This is a genomic window from Bradyrhizobium ferriligni, assembly GCF_056837965.1.
The window spans coordinates 68,688-90,457 of the sequence record NZ_JBXEJO010000025.1 but is presented as its reverse complement, the minus strand read 5'-3'; the positions used below and the strand labels follow the sequence as shown (position 1 = coordinate 90,457).

Sequence of the window (21,770 nt, the reverse complement as noted above, 5' to 3'; positions counted from 1 at the left end):
ATCACACCGACTGGCCGGCCTTGAGCAATGAGCAGCCGGTGATCTTCAGGCTGCCGTCGGCCTGCCGCTCCAGCGTGTAGAGCGCCTCCCATGCCTCGCCATTGGCGTCGACGATATGGACGCGCTGCGCGATCCGGTCGCCGTCGCTGCGCGCCTTGCCGAACTCGAAGCTTCTGTGCCGATAGACCGGCGCGTATTGGTTCTGCACCATCGACATGAAGATGTCGGCTTGCGGAAAGATCTGCCGGATCGCGGGCGCGGCATGCGAATAGGCCGCCGCGGCGTCGTCGCGGCCGAACGCCTGCTCCTGCGCGCGGATCACGGCCTGCGCGGCGCCGACGTCATCGGCCGCTGCGGGAGCGAGCGAGCCGAGCAGAATAGCGACGAACATCAGGATGATGCGCATGCGGTGGCACCGTCGGCAGTCGGACCTTCCAGCCGCCGCAAGGCTACTCCGGCACGATCACGGCGGCAACGGAGCAGGGCGCCTTCGGCGGCTGGCTCCGAACGATCGAGCGGCGCGATGTCAGTTGACGCGCCGGCGGTGCCGCAGCGCCTCGGCAGTCGGGCATCCGGCGTGCCGCGCATGACGCGTTGCGAACGGCTGCTCGATGGTGACGATCTGGCAACCGTATTGCGCCGAAACCTCGGCGATGACGTTCGACACCGCGTCGTCGATCCGCGAGCCGGGCAGATGCGCGACGATCAGGTCGCCGATGCTGAGCCGCTTGCGGACGCGCAGGTCGTTGTCGATGCGGTAACTGAACAGGGCATGGATTACGCCGCGGCGATCGCGGATCGCGATCAGCCCGGTATCGGGCGAGCTGCCGCGGCAGCGCCGGCGCACGAACCGCAGCCACTGATCCGTGGTAATACTGGCGTCATGCATGAACACCAGCGGATAGGCCACGATCGCATGCTGATGGTCGATCGGAAGTGCCTGGAATTGCTCGTTCATCGCCGGATTCCCCGATGATGGCGAAACTGCTGGGGAAAGCGCGGCGCAGCATTGATCTGCATCAATGCCGTTGGCGGTTGATCCAGATCAAATCGGGGTTGATAGTGTGAAGCACCTAACCATGCGGACCCTCGAAGCCATGAGCATTGCCGAGCCACTGCAGGATTCGTGTGCCGGCGCGACGCGTTCCGACTGCAGGCACGGCCACGCCACGAATGGCTGCGAGGACTGCAAGGTCAGGCTGTTCAGCGTCTGCGCTGCGCTGGAGCCGTCCGAACTCGAGGAGCTCGACCGGATCAGCCAGGCAAAGCTGGTTCCGGCACGAACGACGCTGTTCGAGCAGAGTGCGCTGGCGGGGAGCGTGTTCAATGTCACCGACGGCGTCGTGCGGCTCTACAAATCATTGCCCGACGGCCGCCGTCAGATCGTGGGTTTCGCGCTGCCGGGCGACTTCCTCGGACTTGCGCTGCAAGACCGCTACGGCGTCACCGCGGAGGCGGTCAACGAGGTCGCGGTTTGCCGTTTCGTGCGATCGGCGTTCCTCGCCTATGTCGACGGCAAGCCGCATCTGCTGCGCCGCCTGCATGAGTTCGCGGGGCACGAGTTGAGCCTGGCGCAGGACCAGATGTTGCTGCTCGGACGGCGCAGTGCCGAGGAAAAGATCGCTGCATTCTTGCTCAACATGCAGGCGCGATACGCCCGGATCGGAAGCGTGTCCGTCACCGTGCCGCTGCCGATGAGCCGGCAGGACATTGCCGACTATCTCGGTCTCACCATCGAGACGGTGAGCCGTACGCTGACCCGCCTTGCGCGCGAGAAGGTGGTGTTGATCGTGCCCGATGGCGTGCGGCTGCTCGACCTCGAACGGCTCAAGCTGAGCGGCGCGAGCTGACGCTCCGGCGTCGGCTTTTGATCCAGCACAAGGCGATACGCGCGCAGGCGCGCTAGGTCTCTGCATCATATGCAGGAGACGACCCATGCCTCTCGACACCATCCTCGTCATGATCGCGGTCACAGCAATGTTCGCCACCATTGCCGCCGTTATTGCGTGGGGCGACCGGCAGACGCGCGATCTGTGATACTGTCGTGTGATCAGAGCCTTTCCGTTCCGATTGAATCGGAACGGGTCTCTGGATTGTTGCCTTGACGCGTTTTCGTCACGCGAACCGGTATCCTCTTCGCTGAAGACGCTCTATCTGATCGAGCCTTTGAAATTGTCGACGTCCGGCGAGGGCCGGGCGGGAAACAGCCGCGCGGTCGAGGAATTGTCGAGCCGGCGCTTGCATTTCGCTTCGTCGGCGTCCTTGTTCTCGGTGCGGTCCTTGTTCGAGTAGCGCTTCTTCGCGAACAAATCGTCCTGCCGGTTGACGATCAGCATGGCGTGGTCGCGCTCGAGCGTGTCGGGATTCTTGCGCTGCTCGTCGGAGCGGAACGTGCCGCCGACGATCTTGCCCGTCATCTCGTAGTCGCAGCCGGCCTTCCAGTCGCCCTGGTCCCACTTCCATCCCGTCGCTTTCACGGTACCGTTGCTCTCGGTGGTGATCTTGATGATGGCGTTATGGGCGAGCCAGATGCCGGCAAGCCCGTCGCGCTTGTCGTCAAAGCCCTCGAGCAGCGCCAGGCGTTCGCGCTGTAGTCCGTCGACGTGGCCGCGGGCATCGACGGTGAAGTGAACCTGGGAGCTCTGCTTGTTCCAGGCCGGGTGCAGGAATTCAGGATATTGCTGCGCCTGGCTCTTCACCCAGCTGCGCTGGTCGTCGATCAGCGCGCGCCGCGTCGCCTCGTCGAGGTGCGGCTGCAACGCCTTCCAGGCGCGGTTCAGCCGCCGGTCGTTGTCGGCCAGATCAGGGTCGGCGCAGATTTCCTCGTCCGTCGCCGTCTCCGGCCTGGTGCAGTCGAAGGTCGGGACGACGAAGGCGGTGTCCGCACTGTCGGATGCCGTATCCTTGCCGGCGGCAAAATAGCTGCCGGTGACCTGCCACATCGACGAGCAGTCGGCGAGGCCGTCCCCTTCCTCGTCGTCGATGGTGCCGACGATCCGCAAGGTCTCGCCCTGGCGGCGGAGTTTTAGTGACGGCGGCTTGGCGGGAGCGGCCGCTGCGTCGGCTTTCGGCTTGTCGGCCGCCGTATCCGTATTGACCGCCACGGTGCCGGCGAGCCAGCCACTACCCGAAGGCTTCAGGTCGGCGGTGAGCTTGCAGCTTCGCCGCCGGTCGCCGCCATAGTCGCCGCGCAGATCGGCGGCGAGGCGATAGGCGCCGCCGTCGGCCGGCGTCAGCGTGAGGCTGCCGAAGGCATTGACCCAGTTGCCGGCGAAGCCGGAACGGCCGGATGCCATTCCCTCAAGCGCGGCGGCGCGGCGCCGCAGGGCTTGCGCAAAACTCTCCTTCAATTCGTCCGCGTCGCTTTCGGCCAGCACCTCGGCGGCGTCGATGATCATCTCGTTGAACCAGGCCTGGTCGCGCTTCAAGAGCGGCTTGATGTTCGCCGGCATCTTGCCGAGCGCCGCGTCGAACGCCCGGTCGATCTGCGTCACCAGCCTGTCGGTGCCGGCCTTCCTGCAGTCCGCGGTCCTGATCGTGCTGTCGCCGCTATCGCCGCACAGCCTGATCGCGGTCGGCGCGCCGCTCGATGCCCGCAGATCGTCGTCCATCGCAACGGACGGGCCGCACGCAAGGACCGCGATGGCCGCGACGGCGGCCGCAAGCCGTGGAGAGCAAGGCATCGACGTCACCCGCGCGGCCGCGCCATGCGGCCCCTGCGGCTTGGGTCGCCCGCCGCGTGCGCCGGGTTCAAAATGTCGGCGGCGTGCAGGCCGAAATCACCTCGCACGGCTTGGCGCCGATGCAGCGGAAGCGGTGCGGGCGGCGGCTTTCGAAGTAATAGGCGTCGCCGGCGTTGAGCACCCGCCGCTCGTCGTCGACCGTGACCTCGAGCCGGCCCGAGACCACGATGCCGCCTTCCTCGCCCTCATGCACCAGCGGCACCCGGCCGGTGTCGCTGCCGGGCTCGTAGCGCTCTTTGAGGATCTGCAACGCCCGGCCGAACAGACTGTCGCCGATTTGCAGGTAGGAGATCGGCTTCTTGCCGATCTCGGTCAGCTCGTCGGCGCGATAGAACGCCTTGCGCGGCCGCTCCGGCTCGATCGCGAAGAATTCGGCAAGCCCCATCGGAATCCCGTCGAGGATGCGCTTGAGGGCGCCGACCGACGGGTTCATCTGGTTGGATTCGATCAGCGAAATCGTCGAATTGGTCACGCCGGAGCGCTTGGCGAGCTCGCGCTGCGACAGCTTGTGCCGCGCGCGGATGAATCGAAGCCGCCCGCCGATGTCGACGCTCATGACAGTTCCTTTGGCAAATCCCTGTTGCAGGTGTTGCGGATCGAACAAATATTGGCAGAGCGCCTCAACAAGATCAATGGCTTGCCGTGCGGCAGAAAAGGACTTGTTGAGTGCCTGGAAGAGTGGTCCGACTAGCATCAGTCAGCAATGGAGCGCCGCCGTGACCGTTCATCAGATTCCGAACACCATCAAGACCGACTCGTTCTGGATGCCATTCACGGCCAACCGGCAGTTCAAGAAGGCGCCGCGGCTGTTCTCCTCCGCCAAGGGCATGTACTACACCTCGGTCGACGGCCGGCAGGTGATCGACGGCTCCGCCGGTCTGTGGTGCGTCAACGCCGGCCACGGCCGCCCGCAGATCGCGGCCGCGGTCGAGCGGCAGCTGTCGACGCTGGACTTCGCGCCTTCGTTCAACATGGGCCACCCGCTGGCGTTCGATTTCGCCGAGCGGCTCGCCGAGATCGCCCCGAAGGGGCTGGATCGCGTCTTCTTCACCAATTCGGGCTCTGAATCGGTCGATACCGCGCTGAAGATCGCGCTGGCCTATCACCGCGCCGCCGGCCAGCCGAGCCGCACCCGTTTGATCGGCCGCGAGCGCGGCTATCACGGCGTCGGCTTCGGCGGCATGTCGGTCGGCGGCATGGTCGCCAACCGACGCCAGTTCGCCACTCATCTGCCCGGCGTCGACCACATCCGTCATACCCATGATCTCGCCCGCAACGCCTTCGCCAAGGATCAGCCGGAGCACGGCGCCGAGCTCGCCGACGATGTCGAGCGGATGGTGGCGCTGCATGGCGCCGACACCATCGCGGCGGTGATCGTCGAGCCGGTGCCGGGTTCGACCGCGGTGCTGCCGGCGCCGAAGGGCTATCTGCAGCGGCTGCGCGAGCTGTGCACCAAGCACGGCATCCTCCTGATCTTCGACGAGGTCATCACCGGCTTCGGCCGCCTCGGCACCCCGTTCGCCGCCAACTTCTACGGCGTGACGCCCGACATGATGACGACCGCGAAGGGCATCACCAACGGCACCGTGCCGTGCGGCGCGGTGTTCACCAGCCGCCAGATCCACGACGGGCTGATGGTTGGCCCGGACAACGCCATGGAGCTGTTCCACGGCTACACCTATTCGGCGCATCCGGTGGCCTGCGCGGCGGGTCTTGCCACGCTCGACATCTACAAGGACGAAGCTCTGCTGACCCGCGGCGCCTCGCTCGCCGACTACTGGCGCGATGCCCTGCATTCGCTGAAGGGCCTGCCGAACGTGGTCGACATCCGCAACCAGGGCCTGATGGGTGCGGTCGAAGTCGCGCCGCGCGATGGTGCCGTCGGCGCGCGCGGCTACGACATCATGGTCGATTGCTTCAACCGCGGCCTCTACTTCCGCATGAGCGGCGACTCGCTGGCATTGTCGCCGCCCCTGATCGTCGAGAAGTCGCATATCGACGACATCGTCTCGATCCTCGGCGACTCCATCAAGCGCGTGGCCTGATAATTGCTAGCTATATCTTAGCTGGCTCTACAAATTCCTGTCGCCGTTGCGAAGCAGAGTGGTTTCGCAGCGGCGATTGCGTTTTCGCTGCAGGATGTGAGGAAAAGTGAAGGTCCTTGTTCTCGGCAGTGGCGTGATCGGCGTCACCTCCGCCTATTACCTTGCGCGCGCCGGCCACGAGGTGACAGTGATCGACCGTCAGCCGAGGCCCGCGCTGGAAACCTCCTTTGCCAATGCCGGCGAAGTGTCGCCCGGATACTCATCGCCCTGGGCCGGCCCCGGCGTGCCGGTCAAGGCGGTGAAGTGGCTGTTGATGAAGCACGGCCCGCTGGTGATCCGCCCCAAGCTCGATCCCGTGATGTGGCTTTGGCTCTTGAAGATGCTGCGCAACTGCACCACGGCGCGCTACGCGGTGAACAAGAGCCGGATGATCCCGATCGCGGAATACAGCCGCGACTGCCTGCAGGCGCTGCGCAGCGAGATCGGCATCCGCTATGACGAGCGTGCGCGCGGCACGCTGCAGCTGTTTCGCGAGCAGGCCCAGCTCGATCACACCGGCGACGATATCGCGGTGCTGAAGCAGTACGGCGTGCCGTTCGAGGTGCTCGGCCGCGAGGGCTGCATCGCCGCCGAGCCCGCGCTGGCCGGCGTGAAGGAAAAGTTCGCCGGCGGCCTGCGGCTGCCGCATGACGAGACCGGCGACTGCCACATGTTCACGCAGGCCCTGGCGCTGGAAGCCGAGAAGCTCGGCGTGCGCTTCAACTTCAATGTCGGCATCGACGGGTTGAATGCGGACACGACGCGGATCACCGGCGTCGCGACCAGCGCGGGGATGATGACGGCGGATGCCTATGTGCTGGCGCTCGGCAGCTATTCGCCGATCCTGCTGCGGCCGCTCGGCATCTCGCTGCCGGTCTATCCGGTCAAGGGCTATTCGATCACCGTGCCGATCAAGGACGCGTCCGGCGCGCCGGAATCGACCGTGATGGACGAGAGCTACAAGGTCGCGATCACGCGGCTCGGCAATCGCATCCGCGTCGGCGGCACCGCCGAGATCTCGGGCTATTCGACCAAGCTCTACGCCGCGCGGCGCGCGACGCTGGACCATTCGGTGACCGACCTGTTTCCGCGCGGCGGCGACCTGCCCAGGGCCACCTTCTGGTGCGGGCTGCGCCCGATGACGCCGGACGGCCCGCCGGTGATCGGCGCGACGCGCTTTGCCAATCTCCACCTCAACACCGGCCACGGCACGCTGGGCTGGACGATGGCCTGCGGCTCCGGCCGGGTGCTGGCGGACATGCTTTCGGGCAAGCAGCCCGAGATCGACACCAAGGAGCTGTCGATCAAGCGCTACGATGTCAGGTTCGGTTAGGCCTCATCGCCGCACGCGAGCCACTATTCGGCGGCGTTCTTCACGGGCGGTTCGACATCGTCGTCTCGCTTCGTTGCCGTCCAGTTCGACAGCGCATTCGAGAACCGGTCGAGATAGAGATACACGACCGGCGTGGTGAACAGCGTGAGCGCCTGGCTCACGATCAGGCCGCCGACCATCGCATAGCCGAGCGGCTGGCGGATTTCCGATCCCGTTCCGGTGCCCAGCATTAGCGGGACGCCGCCGAGCAGCGCCGCCATCGTCGTCATCATGATCGGGCGGAAGCGCAGCAGGGCCGCTTTCCGGATCGATTCACGCGGCGACAGATGCTCCTCGCGTTCGGCGGCGATCGCGAAGTCGACCATCATGATGCCGTTCTTTTTCACGATCCCGATCAGGAGGATGATGCCGATCAGCGCGATCAGGCTGAAATCGAACCCGAACGCCATCAGGATCGCCAGCGCGCCGACCCCGGCCGATGGCAGTGTGGACAGGATCGTGAGCGGATGGATGTAGCTTTCATAGAGCACGCCGAGGATCAGGTAGACCACGACCAAGGCGGCCAGGATCAGCAGCGGCACCGAGCTCAGTGATTGCTGGAAGGCCTGCGCGGTGCCTTGGAAACTCGAGCTGAGCGTGGCTGGAGCACCGAGATCGGCGACGGCGTTCTGGATCGCATCGGTGGCCTGGCCGAGCGCCACCCCTTGCGCGAGGTTGAAGCTGATCGTGGTCGCAGGAAACTGCCCCTGGTGCGCGATCGCGAGCGGGCGCACCGGAATCGTGGTCCACTTGCAGAACACGGAGAGCGGCACCTCGTCCCCCGTGGTCGGCGACTTGATGTAGATCTTGTTGAGCGTGTCGAGCTTGCCCTGCAATTCGGGGAGGATCTCCAGAATGACGTGATAGCTGTTGAGCTGGGTGAAGTATTGGGTCACCTGGCGCTGGCCGAACGCGTCGTACAGCGTGTCGTCGATCAGTTGCGGCTGGATGCCGAAGCGCGACGCGGTGTCGCGATCGATGGTCAGCGTCAGCGTCGTTCCCTCGGTCTGCTGGTCGGTGGCGACGTCGCGCAGTTCCGGCAGCGTCTTCATCCTGGCCAGAATCTTCGGCGCCCATTCGTTCAGCTCGTCGAGCTTTGCATCCTGCAGCGTGTATTCGAACTGGGTCCGCGTGGCGCGGCCGCCCAGCCGGACGTCCTGGGACGCCTGCATGTAGAGACGTGCTCCCTCGACCGCCTCGAGCTTCGGCCGCAGCCGTGCGATGATCTGCTGCGCATTCGCGTCGCGCTCCTCGCGCGGCTTCAGCGTGATGTACATGCGACCCGAATTCAGCGCGGTGCCGCCACCGCCGATGAACTCGGCCATGCTCTCCACCGCGGGATCGGCCCGAACGATCCTGCTGAGTTCTTCCTGATGCCGCTCCATGTCGGCGAAAGAAATATCCTGGGCCATCTCCGACACGGCGTTCAGGAAGCCGTTGTCCTGTTGCGGGAAGAATCCCTTCGGAATGATCACGAACAGATAGACCGACAGTGCGACCGTCGCGAAGAAGATGCAGAGCGTGGTCCGGCTCCAGCTCAGCGCCAGGTCGAGGCCCCGTTGATAGCCATGCAGCATCCTGTCGTATGCCGCCTCGCTCCATTGGTAGAGCCGGCCGTGCTTCGTCTCGCCATGCGCGCGCAGGAAGCGCGATGCCATCATCGGCGTCAGCGTCAGCGACACCACCAGGGAGACGAAGATCGCCATCGCAAGGGTCACCGCAAATTCGCGGAACAGCCGGCCGATCACGCCACCCATCAGCAGCAGCGGGATCAGCACCGCGACCAGCGAGATGCTGATGGATAGGATCGTAAACCCGATCTCACCGGCGCCCTGCAGTGCTGCCGCGAGCGGCCGCGCGCCCTGCTCGACGTACCGCGTGATGTTTTCCAGCATCACGATGGCGTCGTCGACCACGAAGCCGACGGCGATCGTCAGTGCCATCAGCGAAAGGTTGTCGAGCGTGTAGCCGAACACCCACATCAGCGCGCAGGCGCCGAGCAGCGCGAGCGGCACGGTCACGGCGGGGATCACCGTCGCCCAGAAGCTGCGCAGGAACAGGAAGATCACCATGACGACCAGAACGATGGTGATGAGCAGCGTGATCTGCACGTCCTCGACGGCGGCGCGGATGGTCAATGTCCGGTCGCTGATGATCTTGATCTTGATGGCGGGCGGAATCGCGGCAACGAGCCTCGGAAGCTGCTCCTTGATCCTGTCGACCGTTCCGATGACGTTGGCGCCGGGTTGCTTGAAGATGACGAGGAACACGCCGCGTTTGCCGTCCGCCCAGGCGACCCGCTTCATGTCCTCCGGCCCGGCGACGGCCTGGCCGATGTCGCGAATCCGCAACGGGCCGCCGTTGCGGTAGGCGATGATCACGTCATTCCAGTCCTTGGTATCCGGCAGCTGATCGTTGGCGTAGATCGTGTAGGCACGGCTCGTGCCGTCGATGTTGCCCTTCGGACTGTCGACCGTCGTGATCGCGATCTGGCTGCGGATATCTTCCAGCGAGAGCCCCTTGGCGACCAGCTTGGCGGGATCGATCTGCACGCGAATCGAAGGCTTCTGCTGCCCGCCGATGAACACCTGGGCGACGCCCGAAATCTGACTGATCTGTTGCCCGAGCTGGGCGTCGACCGCATCGCTCACGGTGATGAGCGGCAGGGTGTCCGAGGTCGCCGACAGCAGCAGGATCGGCGAGTCCGCCGGGTTGACCTTGCGATAGGTCGGCGGCGTCGGCAGGTTCTTGGGCAACTGGCCGCCTGCGGCATTGATCGCCGCCTGGATGTCGTTGGCGGCGCCATCGATGCTGCGGTTCAGGTCAAACTGAATGGTGACCGCGGTCGACCCGAGCGAACTCGTCGAGGTCATTTGCGCAATGCCCGGAATCTGCGCGAATTGCCGCTCCAGCGGCTGCGCAACCGAGGAGGCCATGGTTTCGGGGCTGGCGCCGGGGAGACTTGCGGAGATCTGGATGGTCGGAAAGTCGACTTGCGGCAGCGGCGCGACCGGCAGCAGGGGATAGGCGACCATTCCGACGAACAGAATGCCGGCCATCAGCAGCGAGGTGCCGATCGGGTAGCGGATAAACCGAGATGAGATGCTCTCGTTCATTTCTGCGATCCAAATGAACGGCAGGCGCATCTTTTCCCGAATGTCGGGAGTCGTCCTCGAAAGCTCGAGCGCGAACGCGCGTTTTCCTCGCCATGGCCGATCGGCAGATCGCGGAGTTTGCCTCCGCGTCTACCTGTTTTTTGCCAGCATAATCATTCCGGAGCACGGCGCGCGAATGGAAACGTCGGATCGCGCATTCGACGTTCGTTCAATGGCCGGGATTCGCGCATCGTTATCGCCGTTTGGGACGCGTCAAACATGTCCCTGGCGTGGAATATATCGTGGGACGACATATTATTGCGCGCCCGGTTGGCTCGACGCCACCAGGAGCGTCATGACCGTTCACGCACGGCTTCGGGCTGTTTGCTGCGACTTGCTCGTGCAACGGTCTTAGGCGATGTCGAACTCGTCCTGCATCGCCGTCACGGTGGCGCGAAGCTCTCTTTCCTTTGCCTCATCCAGCGCGGTCTCGCGTGTGCCGCCGAGATCCCAGCTCGGCGTATAGCCCTTGAGCCGGATCAGCTTCAGGCCTGTGACACCGGACCGTCTTTCCAGTTCGGCCGTGATCTCGTGCTGCATTTGAAGTGTCTTCATGCGGGGAGCACCTCCCGAACGTTCGTTCTCCGGCCTAACAAGGCCGGCCAGTTCAAGTTCCTCGCGCCGCGCAGAACGCCGCTCCATCCTGCGGCGATGGCTTAGGAACGCCCGCCTTGCGCAACACGTTGCTCCGGTCCGAACCAGGAAAGGATTTCGCATGAAGAAACTGGCAACGATCGGTCTCGCTGCGGCGATAATGCTGTCGACTTCGTTCGCCTTCGCGCAGGGGGGCGGCGCCGGTGGCGGATCGGCGGGCGGTGCGAGCGCGGGGACGGGCAGTTCGGGTACGGGAACCGGTACCGGAGGCACCACCGGCATGGGCCAGGGCTCGGGAATGAGCAATCCACCCGGCAGCACGACCGGCAACATGAACAACCCGGGCACCTCGACGCCGAATTACTCGACCGACCCCAACAACAATTCCGCGACAGGGACCGGGACGTCGAACCTGCCCGGCAACAACAGCGGAACGCGGACCAATCCGCGATGATCGCAAAAGCCCCGCCTCAGCGCGGGGTTTTTCGTTACGGGCGCGATGGGCCAATGAAAAAGCCCGGCACAATGGCCGGGCTGAATTGCAAATATGAACAGATATGTATGTACCAGGCTTGGCAATGCGGCGATCTAGCCGAATGCCGATCTGATCGTCTGTGCACTTTAGCACACTGGCGCGGCCTTCTTGTTCGGCTCACGCCTCGTCATCGGCCGCCGCCATCGCATCCGGCCGCGGGCTTATGCGGCTCATATGCCGCAGAGCCTGCGGCGCTCTCGAATTCATATCCCGCCCTGAAGATATTGAGCCCAATGCAAGCGCTCCCGCGGACGCCAGGCCGCCGAGGCTCGGCCGGACGCGCGTGAGCGAACGGGAATAGGTGATGTCATGTCTTCGCTTCAGATTGCTATCGGCGACCGGATCATCGAGCCGATGATCGCGCTTGCCGGCTGCACGACGCAACAGCGCATCGTCGTGGCCGGCACGAGGAGCATGGAATTGATGTTCGAGCTGCAGCGGCGCGGCTATGCGCGCGCGGCGGCGTCGGGCAATTGCGGCCGCCCGGCCGGTCAGTACGACGTTGCGCTGGTCGATTGGCGGCGGCGCACGCTTCTCGCACTCGAGCCGGCGCTGGACTGGTTGACGAATGTCCTCAGCGCCCGCGCGGTGCTGGTGGTGTGGGTCGATGCACAGAAGGCCCCGGCCAACCAAAGCCTGCGGGCGTCGCTGGAGCGGCGCGGCTTCGTCGTCGAGCAGGGCATCGTGCATCAATGCGGCTGCGCGCTGTCGGCGCGGCGGTCGCAAGCCCATCCGCTGCAGCTGGCGGCGTGACGCGCTGATCGCGGCTTATTGCTAAGGGAAACCGCCATGTCCAAGGTGCGACGCGCCGTGATCCGCGAATGGATGTTGCTGGCACGCGAAAAACGGCAATCCAGCGAGCAGGCATCGGCCTTCGCAGCGTCGGCGCTGCAGCGGCATGACTTGCCGCACAGCAGCCGGCGAACACCGCATGCAATCATCATGCGTTGGCTGCTGCCACGGACCGGACGTCCTTGAGCGGCGGCCGCCGCTTCGCTCACCGCGGGCTACGATGGTTACGGTCGGCGCGACGGCTTTGGGTTGGCCTTCTTCGCGAGCTTTGCCGTTGTGCCGACCGGCTGCACCCGCAAGCCGTCCACGAACACGTCCAACAGCCTGAGCGCAGTGGTCTGCCAGCCGGGCTGGTCGTGCATGTAGCACATGCCGATCAGCGCCCGCAGCACGTCCTCGGCGCTGATGTCGCCGCGGATCGCGCCGGCGGCGACCGCGCGCGCGAGCAGGGTGCCGATCGCCTTGGTCAGGCGGTCGAACGAATAGGCATGCAATTCGGTCGAGCCGTGCGCGACCAGCGCCAGTGCCGCGACCATGCCCTTCTTGGTGGCGACGAATTCCACATTGGCGCGCAGCCAGCGCCGCAGCGCCTCGACCGGCTCGGGCGCATTCTCCAGTTGCTCGGCCAGATCGCCGAGTTGCTCGACCTCGCGGCGATAGACCGCCTCATACAGCGCCTCGCGGGTCGGAAAGTGGCGATACAGCGTGCCGATGCCGACGCCGGCATGGCGCGCCACCGCTTCGAGGCTCGCCTCGCTGCCGCCGGCCGAGAACACGGCCTTGGCCGCTTCCAGCACGCGCTCGCGATTGCGCACGGCGTCGGCGCGGGGCTTGCGTGCAATTTCTGGCGATCGACCGGCCATTAGTTTTTTCATTGGCTTTTTCTTTTCACCCTCCCTTGTAAACGGAGGATGCCTCCGTATATGGCGACCAGCACCGGGCCTGACAAGGCGCGCCGATACTGCATCGGCGGCCACGGGCTTCCGTTGCCTCGATTCAACCCGACCATACACGGATCGGAGCCCTGCATGAATCTCCCACTCAGTCTCACCATCAACGGTGTCCGCCGGGAAATTGTCCTCGACGACCCCCGCGTGACCCTGCTCGACCTGTTGCGCGAGCGCCTCGATCTCACCGGCACCAAGAAGGGATGCGACCGCGGCCAGTGCGGCGCGTGCACCGTCCTGGTCGATGGCCGCCGCATCAATTCCTGCCTCGCGCTTGCCGTCAGCCACGACGGCGCCGAGATCACAACCATCGAAGGCGTCGCGCGCGGCGACCAGCTGCATCCGGTGCAGGCCGCCTTCATCGCCCATGACGGCTTCCAGTGCGGCTTCTGCACGCCGGGCCAGATCATGAGCGGCATCGGCCTGATCCAGGAAGGCCAGGCCGGCGACGATCCGGAGCGCGTGCGCGAATGCATGAGCGGCAATCTGTGCCGCTGCGGGGCCTATCAGGGAATCACCGAGGCCGTGCTCGAGGCGCAGGGCGACATCAACGCGACCAGGCAGAGGCGCTCCGCATGATGAACTTCGATTATGTCAGGCCGGCCAGCGTCGCGGACGCGATCGCGGCGGCATCCGAAAAGGGCGCGAGCTATCTCGCCTCCGGCACCAATCTGCTCGATCTGATGAAGAGCGGCGTCAGTCGGCCGAGCCTTCTCGTCGACGTCACGCGTCTGCCGGGGCTCGAGCGCATCGAGCATCTGGCCGACGGCGGCTTGCGGATCGGCGCGCTGGTGCGCAATGCCGATCTCGCGCATGACACCGGGTTCGCGCGCAACTATCCGGCGGTCGCCGAGGCGTTGCTGTCGGGCGCCTCCGCCCAGCTGCGCAATGCCGCGACCGTCGGCGGCAATCTGATGCAGCGAACGCGCTGTGCCTATTTCTACGACGCCGGCAGCGCCTGCAACCGGCGCTGGCCGGGCGCCGGCTGCGACGCGCTGAAGGGCGAGAACCGCCTGCACGCGGTGCTTGGCTGGAGCGAGGGCTGCATCGCGACCCATCCGTCGGATTTCTGCGTGCCGCTGGTCGCGTTCGACGCCGTCGTCGAGATCGAGGGCAAGACCGGCCGGCGCGAGCTGCCGCTCGAGGCGCTGCACCGTCTGCCGGGCGAGACGCCGGAGCGCGAGACGGCGCTGGAGCGCGGCGACCTGATCGTCGCGCTGCGGCTGTCGGCGGAAGCGCAAGGCTTCTCCGGGCATGCCCGCTACATCAAGGTGCGCGAGCGCACCTCCTATGCGTTCGCCGTGGTCTCGGCTGCGGCCGGCTTGCGCATCGAGGATGGAAAAATCCGCGAGGCGCGGCTCGCGCTCGGCGGCGTCGCGGCAAAGCCGTGGCGGGCGCGCGAAGCCGAGCAGCTGCTCGCCGGCCGCACGCTGGATGCGGCGACCTATCGCGAGGCGGCGCGCGCGGCGCTCGCAGGCGCAAAACCGTCCGGCGACAACGCCTTCAAGATCGAGCTCGCGCAGCGCATCGTCGTGCGCGCGCTCACCCTTGCTGCCGCAGGCACGCCGGATCGCATTCCCGCGCTGCCGGGCTCTCCCTTCTCATCCGTTGCAGGAGCGTAATGCATGACGGCTGAACTCAATCTGACCCGCGACCCCGCCCACCTCAGGCACGGCTCGAATATCGGCCAGCCGCTGACCCGCACCGACGGAACGCTGAAGGTGACCGGAAAGGCGCGCTATGCCGCCGACAATCATCCGCCCGGCATGGTCTATGCCGTGATCGCGACCAGCTGCATCGCGCGCGGCCGCGTCACCGCGCTCGACGTCGCCGCCGCCAGGCGCCACCCCGGCGTCATCGACGTGATGACGCCGGCGCACAAGCCGGAGCTGGCTGAAGACCCCGACGCCAAGGGCAATCCGTTCGCCTTCCGCATGGAGCTCTTGCAGAGCGACGAGGTGCGCTACGCCAACCAGGCGATCGCGGTCGTGATTGCCGAGACGCTGGAGGCTGCCACCGAAGGCGCCGCGCTGCTGTCGCCGCGCTATCAGGTCGAGATCGCGCGTGTCGGTCTCGACGCCGGCGAAGCCTATGCGCCGCCGGTGGTCGGCATCGGCAATCCCGCCGAGGTCCGCCACGGCGATATCGACGCGGGCCTTGCCGCGGCATCGAAGCGGATCGACGCAACTTACGAGACGCCGGCGCAGTATCACAACGCGATGGAGCCGCACGCGATCGTCGCGGTGTGGGACGGCGACCGTTTGTTCCTCGACACGCCGAGCCAGGGCATGGCGATGGCGCAGATGCGGATCGGCGGCCTGTTCGGCGTTCCGCCCGGCAATATCCACATCAACAGCCCGTTCCTGGGCGGCGGCTTCGGCTCTAAGGGCCTGGTCTCCGGGCCGCAGGTGCTCGGCGTCATGGCGGCAAAGCTGGTCGGGCGTCCGGTCAAGCTGGTGCTGCGGCGGAGCCAGATGTATGGCCCGGTCGGCCATCGTCCGCAGACCCGCCAGCGCATCCGGATCGGCACCGACGATGCCGGCCTGCTGACCGCGCTCGATCACGAAGCGCGCGTCACGACATCGAGCTTCGACGATTTCTACGAGCCTGCGGCCGACGCCTCGCACACGCTCTATGCGAGCCCGGCAATCCGCACCGCGCATGAGGCGGTGCGCGTCGACACCGGCACGCCGCTGTTCATGCGCGCGCCGGGCGAGGCCACCGGATCGATCGCGCTGGAAAGCGCGATCGACGAGGCGGCGTTCGCGTGCGGCATCGATCCCTTGGAATTCCGGCTGAAGAACTACGCCGAGGTCGAGCCGACCACCGGCAAGCCGTTTTCCTCCAAGGCGCTGCGGCAGTGCTACGCCAGGGCGGCCGAACGTTTCGGCTGGGCGGGGCGTCCGCTGCAGCCAAGGCAGATGCGCGACGAGAACGGCTTTCTGGTCGGCTGGGGCATGGGCACCGCGACCTTCCCGGCGCTGATGTTCCAGGGCAATGCCCGCGCCGTGATCCGCGCCGACGGACGCGGCGTGATGGAGAGCGGCGCGCATGACATGGGGCAGGGCGCCTGGACCGCGCTCACGCAAATCTCGGCCGACGCGCTCGCGCTCGATCTCGAGCAGATCTCGTTCCTGTCGGGTACGTCGGACCTGCCGGATGCCGGCATCGCCGGCGGCTCCGCGCACACTGCAACGGTCGGTGCCGCGATCCACAATGCCGGTGCGGCGGTGATCGCAAAGCTCGCCGAGCTTGCGACCTCCGACCAGCACTCGCCGCTGTTCGGCGCCGGCAATGCCGGCGTGGTGGCGCGGGCTGGGCGGCTCCATCGCCGCGACGATGACGCGCGCAGCGAAAGCTACGCCGAGATCCTGGCGCGTGCCGGCGTTGCCGAGGTCGAGGCCTCCGGCACGGGTGCGGCCGATCCGGCGGCGCAATCGCAATATGCGATGCACGCGCATGGCGCTGTCTTTGCCGAGGTGAAGGTCGATCCGGAACTCGGCCAGATCCGCGCCACGCGGCTGGTCGGCGCGTTCGCCGCAGGGCGCATCATCAATCCGTTGATGGTGCAGAGCCAGCTCCGCGGCGGCATGATCTGGGGCCTTTCCTTCGCGCTGCACGAGGAGGCGGTGATGGACAAGCGGTCCGGCCGCATCCTGAATGCGAACCTTGCCGAGTATCATGTGCCCGTGAATGCCGACGTGCCGCCGATGGATGTCATCACGGTCGACGAGCACGATCCCCATGTGAACCCGCTCGGTATCAAGGGCGTCGGCGAGATCGGCATTACCGGCAGCGCAGGAGCCGTCGCCAACGCCGTCTTCCACGCCACCGGCATCCGCGTGCGGAATTTCCCGATCAAGATCGAGGAAGTGGTGATGGGGTTGAGGTGATGCGTCTTGACGTGAGGGCTCCGTAATAACAGGTGTCGTCCCGGCGAAAGCCGGGACCCATAACCACGAATGTGAGTTATGGCAGGACGCTGGGGCCGCTTCCCCTTCGACAGTCAAGATTGGTGGTTATGGGTCCCGGCTTTCGCCGGGACGACGAGTGGAGAGAGTGGGGCCGTCACCCCGCGGCCGTCACGCAGTTCACCCACAGCACCACGGCCTTCGCATCGCGCGCCGGGTTGGAAAACCGGTGCGGGCGGCGGCTGGCGAAGCGGAAGCTGTCGCCCTGTTTCAGCGTCCAGGTCTCGGTGTCCACCGTCAGCGTCATCTCGCCCTGGAGCACGAGGCCGGCTTCCTCGCCGTCATGGGTATAGAACTCGTCGCCGGTGTTGCCGCCGGGCTCGAGATGCACCAGGAACAGATTGAGCCGGCTCTCGCTGCCGGCGGGACTCAGCAGTTGCTTTGAAATTCCGGTGCGCCACAGCTTCAGCTCGGCGCGCTGCACCTCGCGGGTCACGACGCCGCCGGCGCCGTCATCCTTGGGCGTCGCGCCGAACAGCGCGGCGATGCCGACGCCGAGCACGTCGGCCAATGTCGCCAGCACGCGCAGCGAGGGCGACGACAGGCCGCGCTCGATCTGGCTGATGAAGCCGATCGACAGATCGGTGCGCGCGGCAACCGCCTCCAGCGACATCTCCTTGCTGCGGCGCAGGTCGCGGATGCGGCGCCCGACCGCGAGATCCATCGCGGGCTCGGCCGGCTTGCTGGCCGGCTTTCTGGCGGCGCGGCGTGCCGTTGCGGGCTTCGCTGCCGCGCCTTTACGCATTCTCTTGCCGCCGCTCACGTCAGTCCGCTTCCTTCATGTGCATGAAAATCGCTTGCATTGACCGCGGTTTCGTGACCACAATTTCATATTGGTGAAAATAGGCCGGAACGGCGCCGCCCGCAACCAAAAGCGCGAAACGCGCGGGCGATGCGGCGCCAGGGCCAGCTTCGGGAGGTGTTGCGATGTCGTTTCAGCGTCTCGTCCAGGCCGCGGTCGCGGCGCTTGCCCTTGCCTTGAGCGCGCCGTCAGGGGCGCAGCAGGTGCTCAAGGTCGGCTCGACCCCGACCGGCATTCCCTTCACCTTCCTCGACACCAAGACCAATTCGATCCAGGGCATCATGGTCGATCTCGCCACCGAGATCGGCAAGGACGCCGGCTTTACCGTGCAGATCGAGCCGATGCAGTTCTCGGCGCTGATCCCTTCGCTGACCGCGAACAAGATCGACATCATTGCCGCCGCGATGTTCGCCACCGCCGCGCGCAAGGAGGTGATCGACTTCTCCGAGCCGGTCTACACCTATGGCGAGGGCCTCGTGGTGCCGAAGGCCGACACCAAGGCCTATGCCTCGCAGGAGGATCTGAAGGGCACGGTGGTCGGCGCCCAGGTTGGCACCGCCTTTGTCGACGCGCTGAAGAAGACCGGGCTGTTCAGCGAGGTCAAGGTCTACGACACCATTCCCGACATCCTGCGCGACGTGAATGCCGGCCGCCTCAAGGCCGGCTTCGCCGACTATCCGATCCTCGCCTACAATCTGCAGCAGGGCAATTTCGCCGACGTGCGGCTGGTCGACGGCTACAAGCCGGTCACCGTCGGCACGGTCGCGATCGGCGTCCGCAAGAGCGACACCGAGCTGCTCGCGAAGATCAACGCCTCGCTCGGGAAGCTGAAGGCCAACGGCACGATCGCAAAGATCCTGGAAAAGTGGGGCCAGAAGGCCAGCGCGTCGTGACAGCGCGATCCGTCATCCTGAGGAGCGCGTAGCGCGTCTCGAAGGATGCACGGCCCGGCTGGTGGCCGTCGACCCTTCGAGACGCGCTGCGCGCTCCTCAGGGTGACGGAAACAATATTCGTGCACGTGACGGAACTGGATACGTTTAGCTGAGCCGATGCAAAAATTCTTCCATGACGCCGTCGAGTTCGTGCCGATCCTGCTGCAGGGTGTCTGGCTGACCATCGTCGTCACCGTCGGCTCGCTCGTCCTTTCGACCGTGCTCGGGCTGGTGTGGGCCTTGATGCGGGTGTCCGGCATCGGCGTCCTGGTCGGCCTCAGCGCCTCCCTGATCAACGTGATCCGCGGCATCCCGATCATCGTGCTGCTGTTCTACATCTATTTCGTGATGCCGGATTTCGGCATCGCGCTGTCGGCGCTGCAGGCCGCGATCATCGGGCTCGGCATCGCCTATTCGGCCTATCAGGCGGAAAATTTCCGCGCCGGCATCGAGGCGATCGACAAGGGACAGATCGAGGCGGCGCAGACCATCGGGATGGGCTGGTGGCTCACCATGCGCCGCGTGGTGCTGCCGCAGGCGGTTCGGATCATCCTGCCGCCCTACGGCAACATCATGATCATGATGCTGAAGGATTCCTCGCAGGCGTCCACCATCACCGTCGCCGAACTGGCGCTGCAGGGCAAGCTGATCGCCTCCTCGACCTTCAAGAACACCAGCGTGTTCACGCTGGTGGCGCTGATGTACCTCACCATGAGCATTCCGCTCATCCTGCTGGTTCGGCACTTCGAGAACAAGGCGAACCGCAAATGATCGAGCTCCGCGACGTCCACAAGAGTTTTGGCAAGGTCGAGGTGCTGAAAGGCATCACCGCCTCCGTCGCGAAGAGCGAGGTGGTCTGCATCATCGGCCCGTCCGGCTCCGGCAAGTCGACCATCCTGCGCTGCATCAACGGGCTCGAGAGCTACGATCGCGGCGAGATCAGCGTCGAGGGTGCGCGCGTCGACAGCAATGACCGCTCGATCGTGGCGATCCGCACCCAGGTCTCGATGGTGTTCCAGCGTTTCAACCTGTTCCCGCACCGCACCGCGCTCGAGAACGTCATCGAGGGGCCGCTTTACGTGAAGAAGGAGCCGCGCGAGCAGGCGGTCGCCCGCGGCCGCGCGCTGCTCGCGCAGGTCGGGCTCGCCGACAAGGCCGAGGTGCATCCGCCAAAACTCTCCGGCGGCCAGCAGCAGCGCGTCGCGATCGCGCGGGCGCTGGCGATGCAGCCGAAGGCGATCCTGTTCGACGAGCCGACCTCCGCGCTCGATCCCGAGTTGGTCGGCGAGGTGCTGTCGGTGATGCGCAAGCTCGCCGACGACGGCATGACCATGGTTGTCGTTACCCATGAAATGGGCTTTGCCCGCGACGTCGCCGACCGCGTGCTGTTCATCGACGGCGGCGTCATCGTCGAGCAGGGCGCCGCCAAATCCGTCCTCAACCAACCCCAGCACCCGCGCACCCAGGATTTCCTGCGCCGCGTGCTGCATCCGCTGTGATCAGGTCACCTGTAATGAACGCGCCTATTCGCCTGCCGCTGCCACCGAGCCTCTACGCCGACACCGCGGTGGAGGCGACGCCGACGCCTCAACTGACATCGGACAAGAGCGTGCCGGTCGCGATCATCGGCGGCGGCTACACCGGCCTGTCGACTGCGCTGCATCTCGCCGAGCAGGGCGTGCTCGCGACCGTGCTGGAGGCGCAAGAGCCGGGCTGGGGCGCCTCCGGCAACAATGGCGGCCAGACCAATCCCGGGCTCAAGCACGATCCCGACCGGATCGAGCAGGATTTCGGCGCCGATCTCGGCCGCCGCATGATCGAATTCTCCTACGGCACCACCGACTTCACGCATGATCTGATCCGCCGCTACCAGATCCCCTGCGAGGCGCGGCAGAGCGGCACGCTGCGCGCCGCCTACAACGAAGCCAGCGCGGCAGCGATCGAGACCACGGCCAAGCAGTGCATCCGGCGCGGCATGCCGGTGAAGCTGCTCGACGCCGCCGAGATGCGGGCGGTGACCGGCAGCGACCGTTACCTCTGCGCCATGCTGGATGCGCGCGGCGGCGATTTGCATCCGCTGAGCTATGCGCGCGGGCTCGCGCGCGCCGCGATCGGGGCCGGCGTCGCCGTCCATGGCGAGACCCCGGCGCTGTCGCTCCGCCGCGACGGCGGCCGGTGGCGGATCGAGACGCCGCGCGCGGTCGTGCTCGCCGACAAGGTGCTGCTCGCGACCAACGGCTTTACCGATGATCTCTGGCCGGCACTCCGCCGCAGCATCGTGCCGGTGTTCTCGTCGATCGCGGCGACCGCGCCGCTGTCCGACGAGATCGCGCGCGCGATCATGCCGACCCGGCGCGTGCTCTACGAAAGCGGCCACATCACGGTCTATTACCGCATCGACCAGCACAATCGGCTCTTGATGGGCGGCCGCGGCCCGATGCGCTGGATCAGCAAGCCGACTGACGTCGCCTATCTGATCCGCTACGCCGAGCGGCTGTGGCCGCAGCTCAAAGGCGTCAGCTGGACCCACGGCTGGAACAGCCGCCTTGCCATCACCGCCGATCACTACCCGCATGTCCATGAGCCCGCGGAGAATTTGCTGATCTCGCTCGGCTGCAACGGCCGCGGCGTCGCGCTCTCGACCGCGATGGGCGCAGAGCTGGCCCGCCGCCTGATCGGCGGCCCCAAGGCCGAGATCGACATGCCCGTGACCGGTATCAAACCGATCCCGATGCACGCCTTCTGGCGGGTCGGCGTCACCACGGCCGTGCTGACCGGCCGGGTGCGGGACCGGCTCGGTGTGTGAGGCATTTAACACAATTACAGAATGTGCTGGGCTAAT

At 66.0% G+C, this 21,770-nt stretch carries 20 protein-coding genes; 12 read left to right on the top strand and 8 right to left on the bottom strand.

Annotated features, from left to right (window positions below):
* Window position 1 precedes the first annotated feature (1 nt).
* Window positions 2-406, bottom strand: a complete 405-nt coding sequence (locus AC1VNY_RS16915; protein WP_482406010.1) for a DUF4864 domain-containing protein — start codon at window positions 404-406, stop codon at window positions 2-4.
* Between the two features lie 120 nt (window positions 407-526).
* On the bottom strand, window positions 527-958 hold the full coding sequence (locus AC1VNY_RS16910) for a hypothetical protein (RefSeq protein ID WP_051447905.1): 432 nt from the start codon (window positions 956-958) through the stop codon (window positions 527-529).
* A 139-nt stretch (window positions 959-1,097) separates the two neighbouring features.
* Between AC1VNY_RS16910 and AC1VNY_RS16905 the strand changes: the two genes are divergently transcribed.
* Window positions 1,098-1,850 carry a Crp/Fnr family transcriptional regulator gene (locus AC1VNY_RS16905; protein ID WP_482406026.1) on the top strand — a complete coding sequence of 251 codons (753 nt, stop codon included), beginning with the start codon at window positions 1,098-1,100 and terminating at the stop codon, window positions 1,848-1,850.
* Window positions 1,851-2,150: 300 nt separating this feature from the next.
* On the opposite strand, the gene AC1VNY_RS16900 is transcribed toward AC1VNY_RS16905, so the two are convergent.
* Window positions 2,151-3,683, bottom strand: a complete 1,533-nt coding sequence (locus tag AC1VNY_RS16900) for a lysozyme inhibitor LprI family protein (protein ID WP_482406009.1) — start codon at window positions 3,681-3,683, stop codon at window positions 2,151-2,153.
* Between the two features lie 67 nt (window positions 3,684-3,750).
* Window positions 3,751-4,299, bottom strand: coding sequence for a cupin domain-containing protein (locus AC1VNY_RS16895; protein WP_018273259.1), 549 nt, complete (start codon window positions 4,297-4,299; stop codon window positions 3,751-3,753).
* Window positions 4,300-4,459: 160 nt separating this feature from the next.
* Here AC1VNY_RS16895 and aptA point away from each other — a divergent pair, with 160 nt between their 5' ends.
* Together aptA and AC1VNY_RS16885 are read left to right on the top strand one after the other, a co-directional pair.
* Window positions 4,460-5,788 carry an omega-aminotransferase AptA gene (aptA, locus tag AC1VNY_RS16890; protein WP_038377699.1) on the top strand — a complete coding sequence of 443 codons (1,329 nt, stop codon included), beginning with the start codon at window positions 4,460-4,462 and terminating at the stop codon, window positions 5,786-5,788.
* Between the two features lie 106 nt (window positions 5,789-5,894).
* On the top strand, window positions 5,895-7,160 hold the full coding sequence (locus AC1VNY_RS16885; RefSeq protein WP_482406008.1) for a D-amino acid dehydrogenase: 1,266 nt from the start codon (window positions 5,895-5,897) through the stop codon (window positions 7,158-7,160).
* 23 nt (window positions 7,161-7,183) lie between these two features.
* On the opposite strand, the gene AC1VNY_RS16880 is transcribed toward AC1VNY_RS16885, so the two are convergent.
* A complete protein-coding gene (locus AC1VNY_RS16880) occupies window positions 7,184-10,315 on the bottom strand; it encodes a multidrug efflux RND transporter permease subunit (RefSeq protein ID WP_482406007.1) in 3,132 nt (1,043 codons plus the stop codon).
* Between the two features lie 390 nt (window positions 10,316-10,705).
* Entirely contained in the window at window positions 10,706-10,909 is a 204-nt protein-coding gene (locus tag AC1VNY_RS16875) for a hypothetical protein (protein WP_038382835.1), read from the bottom strand.
* Between the two features lie 160 nt (window positions 10,910-11,069).
* Here AC1VNY_RS16875 and AC1VNY_RS16870 point away from each other — a divergent pair, with 160 nt between their 5' ends.
* On the top strand, window positions 11,070-11,402 hold the full coding sequence (locus AC1VNY_RS16870) for a hypothetical protein (RefSeq protein WP_482406006.1): 333 nt from the start codon (window positions 11,070-11,072) through the stop codon (window positions 11,400-11,402).
* Window positions 11,403-11,792: 390 nt separating this feature from the next.
* Window positions 11,793-12,236 (top strand): hypothetical protein, encoded by a 444-nt coding sequence (locus AC1VNY_RS16865; protein ID WP_482406005.1) that lies wholly within the window; start codon window positions 11,793-11,795, stop codon window positions 12,234-12,236.
* A gap of 263 nt (window positions 12,237-12,499) precedes the next feature.
* Here the strand turns inward: AC1VNY_RS16865 and AC1VNY_RS16860 are convergent, their stop codons facing one another.
* The gene (locus AC1VNY_RS16860; protein ID WP_482406004.1) at window positions 12,500-13,150 is read right to left on the bottom strand and encodes a TetR/AcrR family transcriptional regulator; all 651 of its coding nucleotides are present in this window, start codon (window positions 13,148-13,150) and stop codon (window positions 12,500-12,502) included.
* A gap of 153 nt (window positions 13,151-13,303) precedes the next feature.
* Between AC1VNY_RS16860 and AC1VNY_RS16855 the strand changes: the two genes are divergently transcribed.
* The 3 genes from AC1VNY_RS16855 to AC1VNY_RS16845 are packed head-to-tail and all read left to right on the top strand — an operon-like array spanning window position 13,304 to window position 17,115.
* The gene (locus tag AC1VNY_RS16855; RefSeq protein WP_482406003.1) at window positions 13,304-13,801 is read left to right on the top strand and encodes a (2Fe-2S)-binding protein; all 498 of its coding nucleotides are present in this window, start codon (window positions 13,304-13,306) and stop codon (window positions 13,799-13,801) included.
* A complete protein-coding gene (locus AC1VNY_RS16850; RefSeq protein WP_482406002.1) occupies window positions 13,798-14,844 on the top strand; it encodes an FAD binding domain-containing protein in 1,047 nt (348 codons plus the stop codon). The genes AC1VNY_RS16855 and AC1VNY_RS16850 overlap by 4 nt, the downstream gene beginning before the upstream one ends.
* A gap of 3 nt (window positions 14,845-14,847) precedes the next feature.
* A complete protein-coding gene (locus tag AC1VNY_RS16845; RefSeq protein ID WP_482406001.1) occupies window positions 14,848-17,115 on the top strand; it encodes a xanthine dehydrogenase family protein molybdopterin-binding subunit in 2,268 nt (755 codons plus the stop codon).
* Window positions 17,116-17,290: 175 nt separating this feature from the next.
* On the opposite strand, the gene AC1VNY_RS16840 is transcribed toward AC1VNY_RS16845, so the two are convergent.
* Window positions 17,291-17,938 (bottom strand): cupin domain-containing protein, encoded by a 648-nt coding sequence (locus tag AC1VNY_RS16840; RefSeq protein WP_482406000.1) that lies wholly within the window; start codon window positions 17,936-17,938, stop codon window positions 17,291-17,293.
* A 182-nt stretch (window positions 17,939-18,120) separates the two neighbouring features.
* Between AC1VNY_RS16840 and AC1VNY_RS16835 the strand changes: the two genes are divergently transcribed.
* From AC1VNY_RS16835 to AC1VNY_RS16820, 4 genes are all read left to right on the top strand, one after another.
* Window positions 18,121-18,888 (top strand): ABC transporter substrate-binding protein, encoded by a 768-nt coding sequence (locus AC1VNY_RS16835; protein ID WP_482405999.1) that lies wholly within the window; start codon window positions 18,121-18,123, stop codon window positions 18,886-18,888.
* Window positions 18,889-19,045: 157 nt separating this feature from the next.
* On the top strand, window positions 19,046-19,699 hold the full coding sequence (locus AC1VNY_RS16830; protein ID WP_057015170.1) for an amino acid ABC transporter permease: 654 nt from the start codon (window positions 19,046-19,048) through the stop codon (window positions 19,697-19,699).
* Complete coding sequence (locus AC1VNY_RS16825; protein ID WP_482405998.1) at window positions 19,696-20,427, top strand: amino acid ABC transporter ATP-binding protein; 732 nt, start codon at window positions 19,696-19,698, stop codon at window positions 20,425-20,427. The genes AC1VNY_RS16830 and AC1VNY_RS16825 overlap by 4 nt, the downstream gene beginning before the upstream one ends.
* Before the next feature lie 14 nt (window positions 20,428-20,441).
* Window positions 20,442-21,734, top strand: a complete 1,293-nt coding sequence (locus AC1VNY_RS16820; RefSeq protein WP_482405997.1) for an NAD(P)/FAD-dependent oxidoreductase — start codon at window positions 20,442-20,444, stop codon at window positions 21,732-21,734.
* The last annotated feature ends 36 nt before the right edge of the window (window positions 21,735-21,770 follow it).

Bases quoted from the DNA above. Each gene is read 5' to 3' on its own strand.
- AC1VNY_RS16830 (WP_057015170.1), top strand. From the start codon at position 19,046: ATGCAAAAATTCTTCCATGACGCCGTCGAGTTCGTGCCGATCCTGCTG.
- AC1VNY_RS16820 (WP_482405997.1), top strand. From the start codon at position 20,442: ATGAACGCGCCTATTCGCCTGCCGCTGCCACCGAGCCTCTACGCCGAC.
- AC1VNY_RS16845 (WP_482406001.1), top strand. From the start codon at position 14,848: ATGACGGCTGAACTCAATCTGACCCGCGACCCCGCCCACCTCAGGCAC.
- AC1VNY_RS16900 (WP_482406009.1), bottom strand. From the start codon at position 3,683: ATGCCTTGCTCTCCACGGCTTGCGGCCGCCGTCGCGGCCATCGCGGTC.
- AC1VNY_RS16910 (WP_051447905.1), bottom strand. From the start codon at position 958: ATGAACGAGCAATTCCAGGCACTTCCGATCGACCATCAGCATGCGATC.
- AC1VNY_RS16855 (WP_482406003.1), top strand. From the start codon at position 13,304: ATGAATCTCCCACTCAGTCTCACCATCAACGGTGTCCGCCGGGAAATT.
- AC1VNY_RS16850 (WP_482406002.1), top strand. From the start codon at position 13,798: ATGATGAACTTCGATTATGTCAGGCCGGCCAGCGTCGCGGACGCGATC.
- AC1VNY_RS16840 (WP_482406000.1), bottom strand. From the start codon at position 17,938: ATGCGTAAAGGCGCGGCAGCGAAGCCCGCAACGGCACGCCGCGCCGCC.
- AC1VNY_RS16875 (WP_038382835.1), bottom strand. From the start codon at position 10,909: ATGAAGACACTTCAAATGCAGCACGAGATCACGGCCGAACTGGAAAGA.
- AC1VNY_RS16880 (WP_482406007.1), bottom strand. From the start codon at position 10,315: ATGAACGAGAGCATCTCATCTCGGTTTATCCGCTACCCGATCGGCACC.
- AC1VNY_RS16865 (WP_482406005.1), top strand. From the start codon at position 11,793: ATGTCTTCGCTTCAGATTGCTATCGGCGACCGGATCATCGAGCCGATG.
- AC1VNY_RS16835 (WP_482405999.1), top strand. From the start codon at position 18,121: ATGTCGTTTCAGCGTCTCGTCCAGGCCGCGGTCGCGGCGCTTGCCCTT.
- AC1VNY_RS16860 (WP_482406004.1), bottom strand. From the start codon at position 13,150: ATGAAAAAACTAATGGCCGGTCGATCGCCAGAAATTGCACGCAAGCCC.
- AC1VNY_RS16905 (WP_482406026.1), top strand. From the start codon at position 1,098: ATGAGCATTGCCGAGCCACTGCAGGATTCGTGTGCCGGCGCGACGCGT.
- AC1VNY_RS16915 (WP_482406010.1), bottom strand. From the start codon at position 406: ATGCGCATCATCCTGATGTTCGTCGCTATTCTGCTCGGCTCGCTCGCT.
- AC1VNY_RS16895 (WP_018273259.1), bottom strand. From the start codon at position 4,299: ATGAGCGTCGACATCGGCGGGCGGCTTCGATTCATCCGCGCGCGGCAC.
- AC1VNY_RS16825 (WP_482405998.1), top strand. From the start codon at position 19,696: ATGATCGAGCTCCGCGACGTCCACAAGAGTTTTGGCAAGGTCGAGGTG.
- AC1VNY_RS16870 (WP_482406006.1), top strand. From the start codon at position 11,070: ATGAAGAAACTGGCAACGATCGGTCTCGCTGCGGCGATAATGCTGTCG.